General features: G+C 48.4%; 6 protein-coding genes. 3 read left to right on the top strand and 3 right to left on the bottom strand.

What is annotated here, in order from left to right:
- Positions 1–232 precede the first annotated feature (232 nt).
- Entirely contained in the window at positions 233–745 is a 513-nt protein-coding gene (locus tag ZMTM_RS02915; RefSeq protein WP_221764842.1) for a DJ-1/PfpI family protein, read from the top strand.
- Here ZMTM_RS02915 and ZMTM_RS02910 read toward each other — a convergent pair.
- The 3 genes from ZMTM_RS02910 to ZMTM_RS02900 all read right to left on the bottom strand — a co-directional run bounded on the left by ZMTM_RS02910 (position 742) and on the right by ZMTM_RS02900 (position 5,468).
- The gene (locus ZMTM_RS02910) at positions 742–3,045 is read right to left on the bottom strand and encodes a CHASE2 domain-containing protein (RefSeq protein ID WP_221764841.1); all 2,304 of its coding nucleotides are present in this window, start codon (positions 3,043–3,045) and stop codon (positions 742–744) included. The genes ZMTM_RS02915 and ZMTM_RS02910 overlap by 4 nt on opposite strands.
- Before the next feature lie 72 nt (positions 3,046–3,117).
- Entirely contained in the window at positions 3,118–4,734 is a 1,617-nt protein-coding gene (locus ZMTM_RS02905; RefSeq protein WP_221764840.1) for a FecR domain-containing protein, read from the bottom strand.
- A 47-nt stretch (positions 4,735–4,781) separates the two neighbouring features.
- Positions 4,782–5,468 (bottom strand): response regulator transcription factor, encoded by a 687-nt coding sequence (locus ZMTM_RS02900; RefSeq protein ID WP_221764839.1) that lies wholly within the window; start codon positions 5,466–5,468, stop codon positions 4,782–4,784.
- A gap of 366 nt (positions 5,469–5,834) precedes the next feature.
- Here ZMTM_RS02900 and ZMTM_RS02895 point away from each other — a divergent pair, with 366 nt between their 5' ends.
- Positions 5,835–11,252, top strand: a complete 5,418-nt coding sequence (locus ZMTM_RS02895) for a beta strand repeat-containing protein (RefSeq protein WP_221764838.1) — start codon at positions 5,835–5,837, stop codon at positions 11,250–11,252.
- On the top strand, positions 11,249–15,433 hold the full coding sequence (locus ZMTM_RS02890; protein WP_221764837.1) for an OmpA family protein: 4,185 nt from the start codon (positions 11,249–11,251) through the stop codon (positions 15,431–15,433). The genes ZMTM_RS02895 and ZMTM_RS02890 overlap by 4 nt, the downstream gene beginning before the upstream one ends.
- Positions 15,434–15,461: the final 28 nt, after the last annotated feature.

The raw sequence follows: 15,461 nt of genomic DNA, 5'->3' as shown, positions 1-15,461 counted from the left end.
CTAGCTAATCTTATATAGCCAACCTTAAGCAACAAACCAGCCCAAAAATAAATCACTCCATATGTACGATAACGGACAGATGGAGTGATTTAATTATGCAAACATGCTTTCCATACTTGGCTAGCAAACAGGTATTTTCTATATGAATTTACTGTGAAAGAGCCTTGGATATGCCAACACAAATCAATATTAATACCCCTCTATTTTGCTCTGTATCGAAAGGGTACTCATTATGAAAACCACCCAGCAGGACAGCATCAAAAATTTAAATATTGCGATACTCGCGTCTGATGGCGTTGATTTGGATGCGATAGTGGCGGTGCGCAGAGCACTCAAGGATAGCGGCATTTCTAGCCTAATTGTAGGGTGTAATGCTGGTGTTGTGAGAAGCGTACAAGGCGTTAATATAGAAGTTGATAGCAACCTCGCCGAGGTAAACTCAATCAACTATGACGGAGTATTTATCCCTGGCGGCATCGGCATCGATCACCTGTGCGATGATGAAAATACCATATCGTTTGTGCGCAATGCCTATAAAAACGGCAAGCTCGTCGCCTCTTCGGAAGGCGGAGAGAAATTAGTGATTAAAGCGGCACAATCAGCAAAAATGCCCAACGGTGCGTTTGTTGGTGAAGGCGTGATTTCACAATCAGACAATGACACCAATTTCTTAAAACGATTTTTGGCTGCCATCACTGATATGCAATCATTCAATCGGCCTGATAAAGATTTTATTGCCAATTAAATGTTCAAGTCCATCAACCGTGGCAAAACAATATGAAAAGTTGCACCCGCAGTTGCGCCATTGCTCACGGTTATTTCACCACCATGCCTCTGCACTACGGCATAGGCAAAAGCCAAGCCTAAGCCTGTGCCTGTGATTTCGGGGTGGCTTGTGTTGTGCAACCTTTTAAAGGGTTGAAACAAATCATCCTGCTTTTCTAATGGAATACCTAGCCCCTCGTCAGTAATGGCAATATCCCAAAATTCATGATTAGCTTGCCTGAAAACACTACTAATACTGCAGGTCACCAGCGCACTATCTGGGCTAAATTTGATGGCGTTACCCAGCACATTTATCAGCGACCGTTTCATCATTTCACGATCCGCCATCACCCACGCATCTTCGGGAAACGCAATAATCTTAATCGTGATTGCGCGAATTTTTGCCTGTGCCCAAGCGTCATCGACCACCTCATTTAACAAGTCCACCAAATCAAGTTGCACCAGTTGGTATTGGCTGGATTTGGCTCGCGATAACGTGACAAAGCTCTCGGTAAGATCAAGTGCATTAGTGGCTTGCTGTTCAATCTTATCAAGTAAGTGATCTACCAATATCGACTTGGATGCAGGCTCATTTTTATCCAGCCTTTGCAATTCAAGCAAAGAGATGATTGAAGAGATTGGCGAGCGAATGTCGTGCGTGATAAAGCGGAAAGCTTCGTCGCGATCACGTTCGGCTTGCCACAATTGAGTGACATCGACCAAGCTTAGTATCCAGCCGATATGTTGTTCTTCTGCATTAAAACAGGGCACGCATTTCACCAGTAAATCACGACCGCGGCCATCTCTGCCTTCGCCTTCAATATGGCTGGGCATATACAGCATATCCTGCGTGATAATAGGCAAGTGATTTTCAGTAGAAAGTACGTCTTTCACCAGCATATGCAGATCACAAGCCACTAAATCAGGTAAATTCAATGATGCAAAATGGCGGTGAGCAGCAGAGTTTGCAATCCGCACCTTGCCATCCACACCACAAATCAAAGTGGCATCTGGCAAGGCGTTCACACTATCGCTGATAAAGCGGTGTAGATTGCGCAATTGCCTGGTTGCCCCATCGAGTGCGGCGATACGCTTATCTAAAAAGTCTTTAGCGCCCAATTGGGCAGTGCGTGCATAAAAACTATCTGTATCGTTCTGCAGTGCGTTGTATTCGTCAGTGAGAAATCTTGTTGCCGCATCCAGACGATGCCAACTCCAAAGCGGATACACAAACACCAAACCCAGAATGCCAGCAGATGGCGCAAATAGAATTCCAATCGCATTTCCAGCTAAGTACGTAGTCGCCACAAGCAGAATACCAAGCACTACCGTCAATAACAAAGCACGCAGTGGCTCTAGTAGCGCAAACCCAATCAACGCGAGTATGACGAAACAGACATTCAAGCCTATATTCTGCAAGGCTGTGGCTGAGTTGAGTGGCGTGTTGCGCAGTAGTGCATCGGTAATGTTGGCGAGGATTTCAACACCGGGCATTAACTGATCTTTATTCGTGGTTGGCGTTGCATACTGGTCGCCTATACCTGCAGCGGTTGCGCCAACAATGACATATTTGCCAGAAAAAGTACCCTTGGGCACATTACCCTGAAGCACATCAAGGTAAGATATACGCGGAAAATACCCCGCTCCACCAGCATAAGGAATCAGCGTGGGGGCTTGATGTTGGAGATTGCCAGATGTATTGGCATTGATAGCACTGCCCTGTTCGATGGTCTCACCGCCTGCGTTTAATAGCGAGAGTGCAAAATTAGGCTGGGAAATATTGTCCACTTGTTCTTGCAGAGAAACGCTACGTACTATGCCATCGCTATCCACTTTCAATTGGACATGGCCGATTGCTGTAGCAGCTTCGGCGTAATCTTTGAGTGGCTGTGTAGCTATGGCAAAGCCATTCTGGCTTTGAACCAAGAGTGGCAGCACGACTGGCGAGTTTTGTTTGATTGCAGCAGCGAGTGTGGCATCGTCTATTGGATATCGCTTGTCGGGCTCAGTAAAAAGTATATCCAGGCCCACGACTTTTGCCTGATCGGCATGCAAGCGATGCAACAGTTCGGCATGCAAGGCCCGCCGCCATGGCCATCTACCAAGCGTGGCAATACTGGTGTCGTCGATAGCTACAATGACAACTTTATCTTGCAGTGCATGGCCTTGCATTGCGATGACAAAGTCTTGAATCAGGCGGTTCATCTGCACCAAGGTGGTTTGCGCAGATAGCCAGCCAACCATCAGAACGATGCAAAAGGCGATAGCTAGCCAACTCATGCGGTAGCGCAAAAAATGTGGTAACTGGCTTGGTGAGGTAATGCTCAAAATAGTGGTTAAGCTAATAACGCATTATTTCGCTTTATCCATCCAAGTACGCTCGGTGGCAGGTTGCTCAGGCAGCTTGATATTGAATGTTCTTACCGTTGAAACTGGGCCTGTTAATCCCTCTTTAGATTTAGGCTGCAAGCGCACAAAATAGCTACCCCCTGGTAAATTCTCGATTCCAAATTCAGGCTTACTTAACAGCTCTTGATCAAGCATCTCCGCGAACTGTGCATCCTTGCTGATTTGCAACGTATAGCTAAGTTCAGGTTCTGCTATCCAGTAAATGGTGGTGGGTAATTGAGTTAAATTGCTGTCGCTGACAACAAAGCTGCTTGGGCTGCTAAAAGGGCCTTCTTCAGTCTGCTTGTCTGAATTGACTACAGTCGATGAAATGCGCCAGAAATATTCCCCTAGTTTCAATGCACTTGCATCATAGGCACAACTCTCTAGGTTGGGCGCATCTAATTCCAGCGTGCTGAATGCCATATCAGTGGCCACTTGCAGATGATAACTGCTGGCGCCAGCAACATTGGTGCAGTTGAATTTCACATCGCTCGCTACGACTTCGCCCAGTGAAGGTTTGATGTAAAAAGGGTAAGCAGGCGTGGCTTTTACTTTAAAGTGGCGAGTCGCCTCATAGCCCAAAATGCCTTCTCCATCTACCCCACGCAATCCCAGTGTGTAATCACCATCTGCCAAGGCTGAAAAACGAATATCAGAAGTCGTAAATTCAGCATTCTGTACAACTTGCTCCAACGCTGAATCTTTGGCTATGCGCGCACGATAAATGCTCGCCCCGCTTAACGGTGGCACATCAAAATGGATAAAACCTTCATCACTGATCACCTCGGGCAAAATAGAGACATCAGGTGCTGCAAGTAGTGGATGCACCTGTCCCAATCGCCCATCGGCACTCACTGCAGCTCCCTCACCCGCATGCAAGGCCGCACTGCGCGTTTTGGCATTTTTAGTGACAGTTAATGTGCTAAATGCCACCACACCATGCGTGACATCACTGGATGTCTGGTCTTGCTCAGACACGGACACGCCAAAACGTGTGCCCCGGACTGCTGCCGCAGCCATAGGCGTAGTCACTTCAAAAGGAGCTTTTTTATTGATACGCGGAATGACTGAGATATCGACCACGCCTTTATCCAGCTTCAATAAAGTATTTTTGCGTAGCTTGGCGTTCACCGCTGGCAACTGGCTCAAACGAATGACAGACTCGGAAAGGACGCGTGCAATTGAGCCATCTTTAAACTGAAAGCTGACATAACTATTTTTCCCAACCCTCACTTGCGCACCTGCTGCCAGCACATCTTCCATCTGTAAGGCTTTGCCAGCAACACCCTCACTAGAGAGCAGCTCGACATCTCCTTGCACATACACAATAGTCACGAGTTGAGTATCAATAGTGGGAATAACCAGCGTGGAACCGGGCACTAACTGACGAGGGTTTTTAATAGTATTCACGCGCAAAAATGCATGCCAGGCATTAGAGTTGCCTAAATACTGTTTTGATAATTGATAAAGCGTATCGCCTTTAACCACTTTATGCGTATCGGTCGCCGCATAAAGTGGTGGTGTAACACCAGTAATTAATATGAATAATGCAGAGCTAAGTAGATAGTTTGTGTTCATCGCTAGACTGACCAAAAAGAATTCAATCAATCTTACTATGAATATCTTTATTCGGCGATTTCTAGCCTATACCCGAAACCATAGACTGAAGTTAATCGAAAGCCATTTTGTGGATTTAGTCCAAGTTTGTTGCGAACGGAAGATACGTGGGTGTCTAGCGAGCGTGAATTCAATTCAGCAGCTTTTATTCCCCATAGCTGCTCTTTTAAATATTGGCGTGAGAGCAATCGTCCCAGATTTCTAAACAGGAACAATGCCAACTCATATTCTTTGGTTTTTAATACAACGGGCTGGCCATCAAACTCCAACTGCTGGCTTGAAGTCACAAAACGATATTTACCCCAGATGTATTCCGCCTTTTCTTGCGGTGGATATAGCCGACGTAATATCGCCTGTACCCTCGCCGTCAACTCCTTTGCGCGAATAGGCTTGGTCATGAAATCATCTGCGCCAATAGACAGTGCATGCACCACATCAACTTCTTCACTGCGGTTGGTGAGCATCAACACGGGGATGGGATCGGCAATATTAGTGCGGATCCATTCCACAATTTCTGGACCAGATATATCAGGCAACTCCCAATCCAATAAAATAAGGTCGAAACTCTCTCGCCCCAGAGCGCGCAACAAAGCCTCGCCCTTACTGAATACATGGCATTCATGCCCAATAGACAACATGGTTTTTCTGACTAAATCCAATTCATCAATATTGTCGTCTAGTGCGGCAATCCGCATGAGTATCTCCTTCTATTCAAATCAATGAGTATTTTGCGCAGGCACCGCGCCTCTTGTATGTAGGCGTTTTGCTGATAATGCGTTGTTTTTTAGCACATTCCGATAAGAAAATGCCGCAATTGACAATTGTTAACAATTTATTTGCAAAAGATGCCATAAAATCCATGCGTAACTTGCCTAGAAGGCAATATCGACGCGGTGAATGTAATTTTTCATGAGATAAAATTATTTCATGTTAAATTCTCGCCCGAGGAGAAGGTTGTAAATTAATAATAAGGTGGGCTTCAATGCCATAACACCGCAATTTTTAGCATATTTTTAGTTTAAGTACGTATTGCATATTGCAATACGATAAGGGGAATGTAAGTGAATATAAGTCGACCTTCAGTTGATCAATCAACCCGTGCGCGTTCAAAATGGTTATTACAATCGCTCACCATAAAAGCCAGTCGATTCATATTATTAGGCTTGTTGGCTTTGGTTGCTTTACCTGCTTACGCAGCAACTGACCTACTAATTTCCACATTCACTGATTCACCAGACCCCGCGGCACGCGGCGGCACCATCACTTACACCATCGTTGCCAGTAATAATGGTAGCGACCCAGCAAGCAACGTCACCGTTACGATCCCACTACCACTTACCACCACTTATGAGGGTGCCACCATGAGTGGCGGTACATGCCCAGCAGCTGGTACTGTAACAGCGGGTAACGATATCGTATGTACACTCACTGGCAATCTGGCGGGTAGCGGAAGCAACACTAATATCTCTTTGCTCGTTGCCACAACTGCCACGACTGGCAATACCATCAATATGTCAGCAACGGCGGCTACATCCACCGCAGAAAGCAACTCAGGCAATAACACCTCCACCCAAAATACAACCATTAACAATGGGGCTGATTTACGCTTAACCTCACTTAATGGCACGCCCGACCCAGTGAATGGCGGCAGCAATATTACCTGGGCGATTGCAGGTGGCAATCAAGGGCCTAATGATGCAACAAACTCCACGGTCAAAGTAACACTCCCTGGCTCGCTATCGTTTGTTTCGGGAAGTGGCGGCGGCTTTAGCTGTTCAGCAGCAGGTCAAGATGTTACTTGTACAGGCCCAGTATTGGCGAATGGCGATACTTTCAGTGGTCTTAACCTAGTCACTAAAGTAACCGCAGGCTCAGGTAATGCAGCGATTACTCCACTCATTAGTTCTACAGTGGCTGACCCCAACCCAAACAATAATAGTTTAACTGGTTCTGTTGCCATTAGCCCTGGTGCTGACTTGCAGATTACCCAAGGCACACCTAGCCAATCACCTGCTATATCAAACACAGATGTCACTTTCAGCGTGCAAGCTACCAATCAGGGGCCTAGTGATGCGACCAATGGCATTACCGTTACTTACCAGTTACCCGCAGCATTTACGTTTGTCTCAGCTACGCCAACTGGCGCCAATTGGAATGCTTGCACGGTTTCTGGCAGCAATCTGGTCACTTGCGTAAATACAGGCAACTACACTGTTGGGCTTACCGACAGTATCTCTATTGTAGCCACAGCGCCCACTGTAACAAGTGTCCAGACATTCAATAATATCCAGGCAACCATTGCGCACAATGCTGGTAATCCAGCTGACCCTGTCAGCAGCAACAACACAGCCAGCATCAATTTAAATGTTTCACCAAATGGGGCAGGCCTGACTTTAAACAAGTCACGTACGCCTAACCCGGTTGCTGAAGGCCAAAACATTACCAGCACAATCCGGGTTGGAAATCAGGGGCCATTACCTGCGAGTGCTAACACGATTGAAGTCACCGATACTATCAATACAGCTGATGAGAATTTTGTTAGTTTCTCAACTACTACTGACTGGAGTTGTGACAATGTAGTGACTCCGCCTAACACTCTGAATCCAGCAGCAACAACAGTTACTTGTACATATAAGAATCCTTTAGCAAGTGGCGCGAATGCCACCCTTACTATTATCACTAAATCGCTGGTCAAGGGTGCCGCTTATACAGCAACTAATAACGCTGGAGTTTCTTGCGTTGCTGGTTCTCAGTGCTGGTTCCCTGGTGGCCAAACCACCAGCGCAAACGTCAGCGTAACTCAAGCAACCAACTCCGTTGATCTTGCTGTAACTAAAACAGTCAGCACAACAGGCGGGACTAATGCCTCGCTAGAGTCTAACGAATCGACAATGACATATACCGTAGTGCTAAGAAACAATAGCACCACGGTTGATGCACAGGATATTGTGATTCGCGACCCGATTCCTGGTTACCGTAGTGATACACCTAGCGCAGCTGCTGCAACCATCATCGCAACAAATTACACCCAAGGCTCCACTGCTGCATTCACTTGTGCGATGGACGCATCACAGACTACGGTACTAGTATGTACGCAAAACTCTGGCGTACTAAAAAACGGAGATACTGTTACCTTCACCATCCCCGTCAGTCGCAATCTCAATAGCGGTTCATTTACTAATACCGCCACTGCTACCTCGACCACTCAAGGCGACACAAACACCTCCAATAATAGCGCTTCCGTAGCAGTACAGATTGCCCCAATCGCGGATGTAGAAATGGTTTCCAAAATATTAACGCCATCCACTACAAAAGCTGGCACCGATGCTACCTACGTTCTTACGTTCCGCAATAACGGCCCCTCACAAGCAGCCAATGTCTCTGTAACAGATACCTTTACCGTAGCAGCCGCTGACCCTGGTTTTACAGTGATTTCCATCACCCCAACCAATTGGACTTCTGGTGCACCAACATGTACTGGCTTAACGGCTGGGCAAAGCTACGGCGCTGGTAGCACGCCAACACTCACTTGCACTGGCACCACTCTTAATAGTGGCGAACAGCGTACGGTACAGATAGTGGTTAGACCTAACTGGAAAAGTGGTCAGAGTGCAGATTGGACAATTCCCAACACTGCCAGCATTACCACTAGCACTGCTGAAAACATTAACGGCACAGATGGCGGCAACAACAGCAAAACCGCTCTGCTGACTGTGCAAGCAGCGTCAGTTGATCTGTTAATCAATAATAACGACAACGTTGACCCGCTGGGTTATGACGCAAGCAACAGCGGCAATAACGCTCAGAATGACGTGATATATACCATCAACACGGTCAACAATGGCCCATCGCTTGCCACGGGGGTACGCTTCACCTACGCCATTACGCCTGCCACAGGCAAAACCGTTCGTTTCCTTGGCGATAGCGCAGTGGCTGGCCCTCCATCGGGAAGCATTTGTAACAATATTGGCAGTGAAGTGACTGGCCCTAATACGCTTACCATCAGTTGTGTGTATACGGGGACAGACAGCAACCTGGACAATGGTGCGAGCAGAAATCGTTACCTCTCAGTACGCATGCTTTCAACTCCAGCATCTGGTGGTGATATTGAGAACAGTATTGCCACCGTGTTCGCCAATGAAACAGATAGCAACTCCAGCAACAACACGGAAACCGAAACCACAACAGTACGTAGTGATATTGCGCCAAATAATTTATCACTGTCAGGCAAAGTATTTATCGACCCTAATGATAATGGCATCCAGAACACTGGCGAAGTCGGCATTTCTGGAGTAACGATTACGCTCTCTGGCACCACATCAACTGGTGTTGATGTGTGTACGTTAATAACTTGTACAGTCCAAACAGCAGGAGATGGTAGTTATATATTTACTGGTTTACCGACTTCAAACGCCACAGGCTATAGACTGGTGGAGTCACAACCTAGTGGCTATACCGATGGTAAAGACCAAGTAGGCAGCTTAGGTAGTATTACCCCAACAAGAACGGCTGGTACCATCATTAATGCTGGTACTGACAGTTTTATTGTCGCTTTGACGGGCGCAATTAGTGGCAGTGGTTACAATTTCGGTGAAAGCACACCCGCTGGTGGTTTTGCCAGCATTAGTGGGCATGTATGGCTGGATAACAACCACGATCGTAAGTTTGATACATCAACAGATACTGCACAAAGTGGCTGGATCGTTGAGCTATTGCTTAACAATACATTGGTAACGTCCACCACCACTGAGACTAGTGGCAACGATATTGGATCCTACTCATTCACAGGACTTGCCCCAGGTACTGGATACCAGGTACGTTTCCGCAATCCAAACACAGGCGTTCTTTATGGTCGTCCAGTAACTAACGAAGACGCTAATGGTAACAATCCTGGCAGTGCTAATACTAGAGATGGAACACTGAATGATATAACGCTTGCTCCTGGGCAAGACTTGGTACAACAAAGCTTGCCATTAGATCCATCTGGTCTCGTTTACAACTCAGTGACACGCTTACCTGTGGCCGGTGCAGTGGTTACAATTAGTGGCCCAGCAGGATTCGATGCTGCCACGGGATTGGTTGGCGGCATTGCCAATCAGACACAGACGACTGGTATTGATGGCCGTTATACCTTTCTACTCATCCCCAAAGTACCCGTTCCAGGAGATCAAGGAGCTCCTGACGGTGTATATACAATTACGGTGACAAGCGTGCCTTCTGGGTTCGCTGCTGCTCCATCTACCATCATCCCTGTTTGTAATACTAGCGTCCCACTAAATGTTGGTAGCATTCCATCTGTTGCACTCGTTCAACAGAGTGCCAGCCCACCGACTACAAGCGTGATTGATAATCCAGCAACGTGTGCTGTTTCGACGGACTCAACATTCGCAAATGGCTCTGGGCTTGTTACCACAAGGTACTACTTCACATTTAACCTGACTTCGGCATCGAGCAATGTAGTCAATAACAACATTCCAATCGATCCAATTTTGGGCGGTTCGGTCATCGTGACCAAAACCACACCGTTGGTAAATGTCACTAAAGGCGATCTGGTACCTTACACCATCACTGTAAAAAATAGCCTTGCGACAGTCATTAACGTACAAGACCGCATTCCGCCTGGCTTTAAGTATCGTACTGGCTCAGCTACAGTCAATGGCGTGGCGATAGAGCCGACAGCAGCAGGACGTGACTTAACTTGGGTCAACCAGTCATTCACTGCTGGTGAAACCAAAACTTACAAGCTGATCTTGATTGTGGGTACAGGTGTGGGTGAAGGTGAGTACATTAATCAAGCTTGGGCATTGAATGGCGCTACAGGGACGTTGCTTTCCAATGTCGCCGCTGCCACCGTTCGCGTCACTCCAGATCCGACCTTTGATTGCTCAGACATCATTGGCAAGGTATTTGATGACCAGAATGCCAATGGTTACCAGGATGAAGGCGAGCCAGGTATTGCTAACGTTCGTGTAGTCACAGTGCGTGGTTTACTGGTGACGACAGATCCTGAAGGCCGTTTCCATGTAGCCTGTGCTGATATTCCACAAGCTGATCACGGCGCTAATTTCGTGATGAAGCTGGATGAACGCACCCTGCCTTCTGGTTACCGCCTGACTACAGAAAACCCAAGAGATGTACGCGTAACACGCGGCAAGATGGTCAAGCTGAACTTTGGCGCTACCGTACATCGTGTCGTCAGGTTGGATTTGAATGGTGCAGCATTTGCGCCTAACCAGACTGAATTGTTACCCGAGTGGCAGCAAGCGCTTGAAGGCATGCCAGACCGCTTGGCATCCCGCCCTTCTGTTTTACGTATCGCGTATAACTCAGGCAGTGATGATCCTGCTTTATGCAAAAAACGCCTGGAAGCAGTGGCTAAGAAGATGGATAAGTTATGGAAAGATAAACAAAAAGGAGGGGGGGCGAACGCGCCGCTCTACCCACTTGTAATTGAAACAGCAGTGGAGGCACAACAATGAAAACACGTGCCATCCCACTAGCAATTGCACTCATCGGCTCTATTTGCGCGCATGGCGTTTATGCTGACCCGACGATGCAGAACCCAACAGCGCCAGATCAGCCCTTGCGCAGCCAGACCATCCCAGACTTTGCCAATGAAACAGGTAAACGTGTAGATAATGCGCGGGTAGAAGTGAACGGCTTGCCACATCCAGCTGAAGTCGAGAGTACGATTGATTATCCGCTACCGTCTGGTGTCACCCGCCAGATGTTGGCAACCATGAAAGCTGGAGTTGATACTTTGCCGACTCGCCAGGCCGAGGTCGTCACCAAGCTACTGGATAACTCTGGCGATGCCCAATTCAACTCTGGTAAAGCCGAGCTTACAACAGCTTCACAGATTTACCTGGATAATTTGGCCGAATCGCTCAGAGGCAAGACTGGCATTCGTATTGATGTGTCTGGGCACACCGATAACCAGCATCTATCTGCTAACAGTCGCAAGATTTTTGGTAACAACCAGGGCCTGTCAGAAGCACGCGCCTTGGCGGTTGCCAGTTACCTCAAGAACAAGCTGAGCCTTAAAGATGGGCAGCTGGCACTTAAAGGCTATGGTGAAAGTCGTCCACTGGCCAGCAATGATACGCCTGCTGGCATGCTGCAAAACCGCCGTGTGGAAATCAAGATTTGGTTTGATGAAGTCATCCCCGAGCCAGTAGTGGTTGTACCGCCAGTACCACGTGCAGATTGTGCGGCCATAGCTAGCAAGCGTAGCAACGCGCCTTTCCGCATCAGTGTGGATGGCGAACCTGTCGCATTGGATGACCAACCACTGGAAGCCGATCGCCAGCGTTGTACCGATGTTGCGCTTGAGAAAGCAGATATCCAGGTACGTTACGACAACCTGACCAACCTGCCACAGATGAATGCATGGGCAACACCGAATGCTGTAGTTCGCGGTGAGAAAGTGGAGTTCCGTGCCTGGGCCAATTACCTGCCGTGGATCAAGAAAGCAGAATTGCGCCTGTTTAAACCAGGGCAACTCACGCAGGAAAATCCGCTGGCCGTGCTACCAGTCAGCTGGAATGGCGTCACCAGCTGGCAGGCACCGATTGATGGGCCAGACCAGGTCATGTTCCTGTTGCGCGTTTATGATAATGAAGGCCGTTATGATGAAAGCGTGCTGAAGCCACTAGAGTTAGTGACGCACACAACCGCACATAGCGATTTACGTCCAGACAAAAATGAATCGCTGATTGGCTATGGTGAGAACAGCTTAAGTTTGCGCAACATCCCAGTCAAAGGCGGTACGGTGACGGTAAATGGCAAGAACTTGCAACCAGGCCAAACCATTGAGGCATTTGGGCTCAATATCCCGGTGGATTCAAAAGGCAAGTTCGCCATGAAACAGATCATGCCGGGCGGGCCTAATACGGTAGAAGTTAAACTCACTGAGCCTAGTGGTGAATCCACCACCTTCCGCCGTAACCTGACGATAGCCGAAGACGACTGGTTTTACGTAGCCATGGGTGACCTCACCGCTGGTAAAAACAGCGTGAGCGGCCCTGCACAACTGGTGACTGGCGATACCCAGCATTACGATGGCTCAACTTATGTTGATGGGCGCGGCGCGTTCTACCTCAAAGGCAAGGTCAAGGGCGAGTACCTGCTGACTGCCTCTGCGGATACACGAGAACAGCCATTAGAGCATTTGTTCTCCAACTTCGCGGCAAAAGACCCGCAGTATCTGCTGCGCAATATCAACCCTGACCTGTATTATCCAGTATATGGCGATGACAGCACCACGGTGGACGACGCGCCTACGCAAGGCAAGTTCTACGTCAAACTGGCACGTGGTGACTCTCATGTGATGTGGGGTAATTTCAAGACCTCATGGAGCGGAACCGAGCTATTGCAATATTCGCGTGGCCTCTATGGTGCGAATGCGCGTTATCGCTCAGAAACGACCACCAGCTATGGCGAGAAAAAGACACAAGTGGATGCATTTGCCGCCGACCCAGGCACCCTGGGTTCACGCGATGAATTCCGTGGCACAGGCGGCTCGCTCTATTATATGCGCCACCAGGATATTACGCTTGGCTCTGAGCGCATCTGGGTAGAAACGCGTGACCGTGACTCTGGCCTGGTAATAGACCGCAAACTGCTGTCACCCGCGCAGGACTACGAAATCAATTACCTGCAAGGTCGCATTACATTACAAGTGCCACTCAATTCGACAGGTTCGGCACCTGGTCTGATCACGACATCTACGCTGAATGGTAATGCCCTGTATCTGGTAACCACATACGAATATGTCCCCGGGCTGACTTCAGTGAGCAACTTTTCCACTGGGGGCCGTGTCAGCGAGTGGGTCAATGACAATTTCCAGATCGGCCTGACAGGTTACAAGCAGGGAGAAGATACCAACAAGCAAAGCCTGCAGGGCATTGATACCACGCTGCGCTATAAACCAGGCACCTATATCAAACTGGAAACCGCACACTCAGACGGTGCTGGAGATGGCGCCCAAACCTCGCTGGATGGTGGTTTCGGCTTTAGCACGCTTACTGCCACAGGTGGGCCGGCTTCAGCCTACAGCGTAACAGGTGCTGTTGACCTGGCAGAAGTGACCAAAGACAGCAAAGGCAAAATCAGCGCCTATGCGCAACAACGCGAGGCTGGATTCTCAGCCCCTGGCCAGATCACGACCAATGGTGAGCAAGTCACGCAAGAAGGATTGAAAGCCAGCATCCAGATCACGGATAAAACCCAACTTGAAGCCAAGGCTGATATTCGTGATGCGACTTCACTGAGCAGCCAGGTAGCTGAAGTCGCGGTGCGTGAACAACTCGACCCAACCTGGCAGGTAGGCGTTGGCTTGCGGCAGGATAATCGCGATGTGAATATCCCCAATGCCAGCCAGATACTTTCGCAAACAGGTAACCGCACCGATGCACAGATCAGGCTGGATTACACGCCGCTAAAAGATGACGGCATGCCGGGCGAGAAAAAAGACTGGAATGGCTATGGTTATGTTCAGGGCACACTGGCCGCAGATGGTACACGGAATGAAAACAATCGTGCTGGTCTAGGCATGAGCTGGCGCATCACTGACCGCATCAAGATGCTGGCTGAAGCTTCTGAAGGCAATATGGGCCCAGGGGTAAAACTGGGTACAGATTACCGCCTGTCAGACCGCCACAATGCATATGCCAGCTACATCATTGAAAGTGAACGTCCAGATAGCGCCTATGTAGGCAGACAAGGCACATGGGTCTCTGGTTCTTCCTACCGCGTAACAGATGAAATGCGTGTGTTCGGCGAAACCCGCTCCACACAAGGCGCTGGGCCACAAAGCCTGATCAACGCTTTTGGTCTGGATTTTGCGGCCAATGATTACTGGAATTTGGGAGCTAAAGGCGAGATGGGCACAGTATCCGACCCACTTGCTGGCGACCTGAAACGCACCGCAGGCAGCTTCTCTGCCGCGTATAAAAAGGACACCACCAAGTACAGCGGCAATATTGAATTGCGCGATGAAAAAAGCAATATATCCGGTGAACGTACCACCTGGTTATTGCGTAACACGCTGGGCTATCAAGCTACTAAGGAATGGCGTCTGTTAGGTAAGCTTAACTGGTCTGTGTCCAATAATACGCAAGGTGCATTTTATGACGGCGATTACCACGAGATTGTAAGTGGCGCAGCTTATCGCCCAGTGACCAATGACCGTTGGAATACGCTATTCAAGTACACCAATTTCTATAACCTGCCCTCACCTGGGCAATTATCGCCTAGCGGCATCACTGCAGATTACGCACAGCGCAGCCAAGTATTCTCTGTCGATACCATTTACGATGTACGCCCATGGCTATCGTTGGGCGCCAAGTACGCATTCCGTATTGGCGAGCTCAAAGACAACAAGGTCAATGGCGAGTGGTTCTCCAGCCAGGCAGATTTGCTGATACTGCGCGCAGACTGGCATTTTGTAAAAGAGTGGGATGCAGTAGCCGAATTGCGCAATCTACGTGCTACAGAAGCACAAGATTCAAGAGCTGGAACCTTGCTCGCGATTTATCGCCACATGGCGAAGGGAGTAAAAGCTGGCGTGGGCTACAATTTCACCAATTACTCAGACGACCTGACCAACCTCTCATACCGCAGCAATGGCTGGTTTGTGAACGTACTCGGAACCTTCTAAGATATTCTAGTAAAAAACAAAAGGCTCA

Origin of the sequence: Methyloradius palustris (assembly GCF_019703875.1) — a bacterium.
GTDB classification, from domain to species: domain Bacteria; phylum Pseudomonadota; class Gammaproteobacteria; order Burkholderiales; family Methylophilaceae; genus Methyloradius; species Methyloradius palustris.
The sequence above is the reverse complement of the archived record's forward strand: the minus strand, read 5'-3'. Positions and strand labels throughout refer to the sequence as shown.

Coding starts and splice junctions, on each gene's coding strand:
- ZMTM_RS02915 (WP_221764842.1), top strand. CDS start 233: ATGAAAACCACCCAGCAGGACAGCATCAAAAATTTAAATATTGCGATA.
- ZMTM_RS02910 (WP_221764841.1), bottom strand. CDS start 3,045: ATGAGTTGGCTAGCTATCGCCTTTTGCATCGTTCTGATGGTTGGCTGG.
- ZMTM_RS02900 (WP_221764839.1), bottom strand. CDS start 5,468: ATGCGGATTGCCGCACTAGACGACAATATTGATGAATTGGATTTAGTC.
- ZMTM_RS02890 (WP_221764837.1), top strand. CDS start 11,249: ATGAAAACACGTGCCATCCCACTAGCAATTGCACTCATCGGCTCTATT.
- ZMTM_RS02905 (WP_221764840.1), bottom strand. CDS start 4,734: ATGAACACAAACTATCTACTTAGCTCTGCATTATTCATATTAATTACT.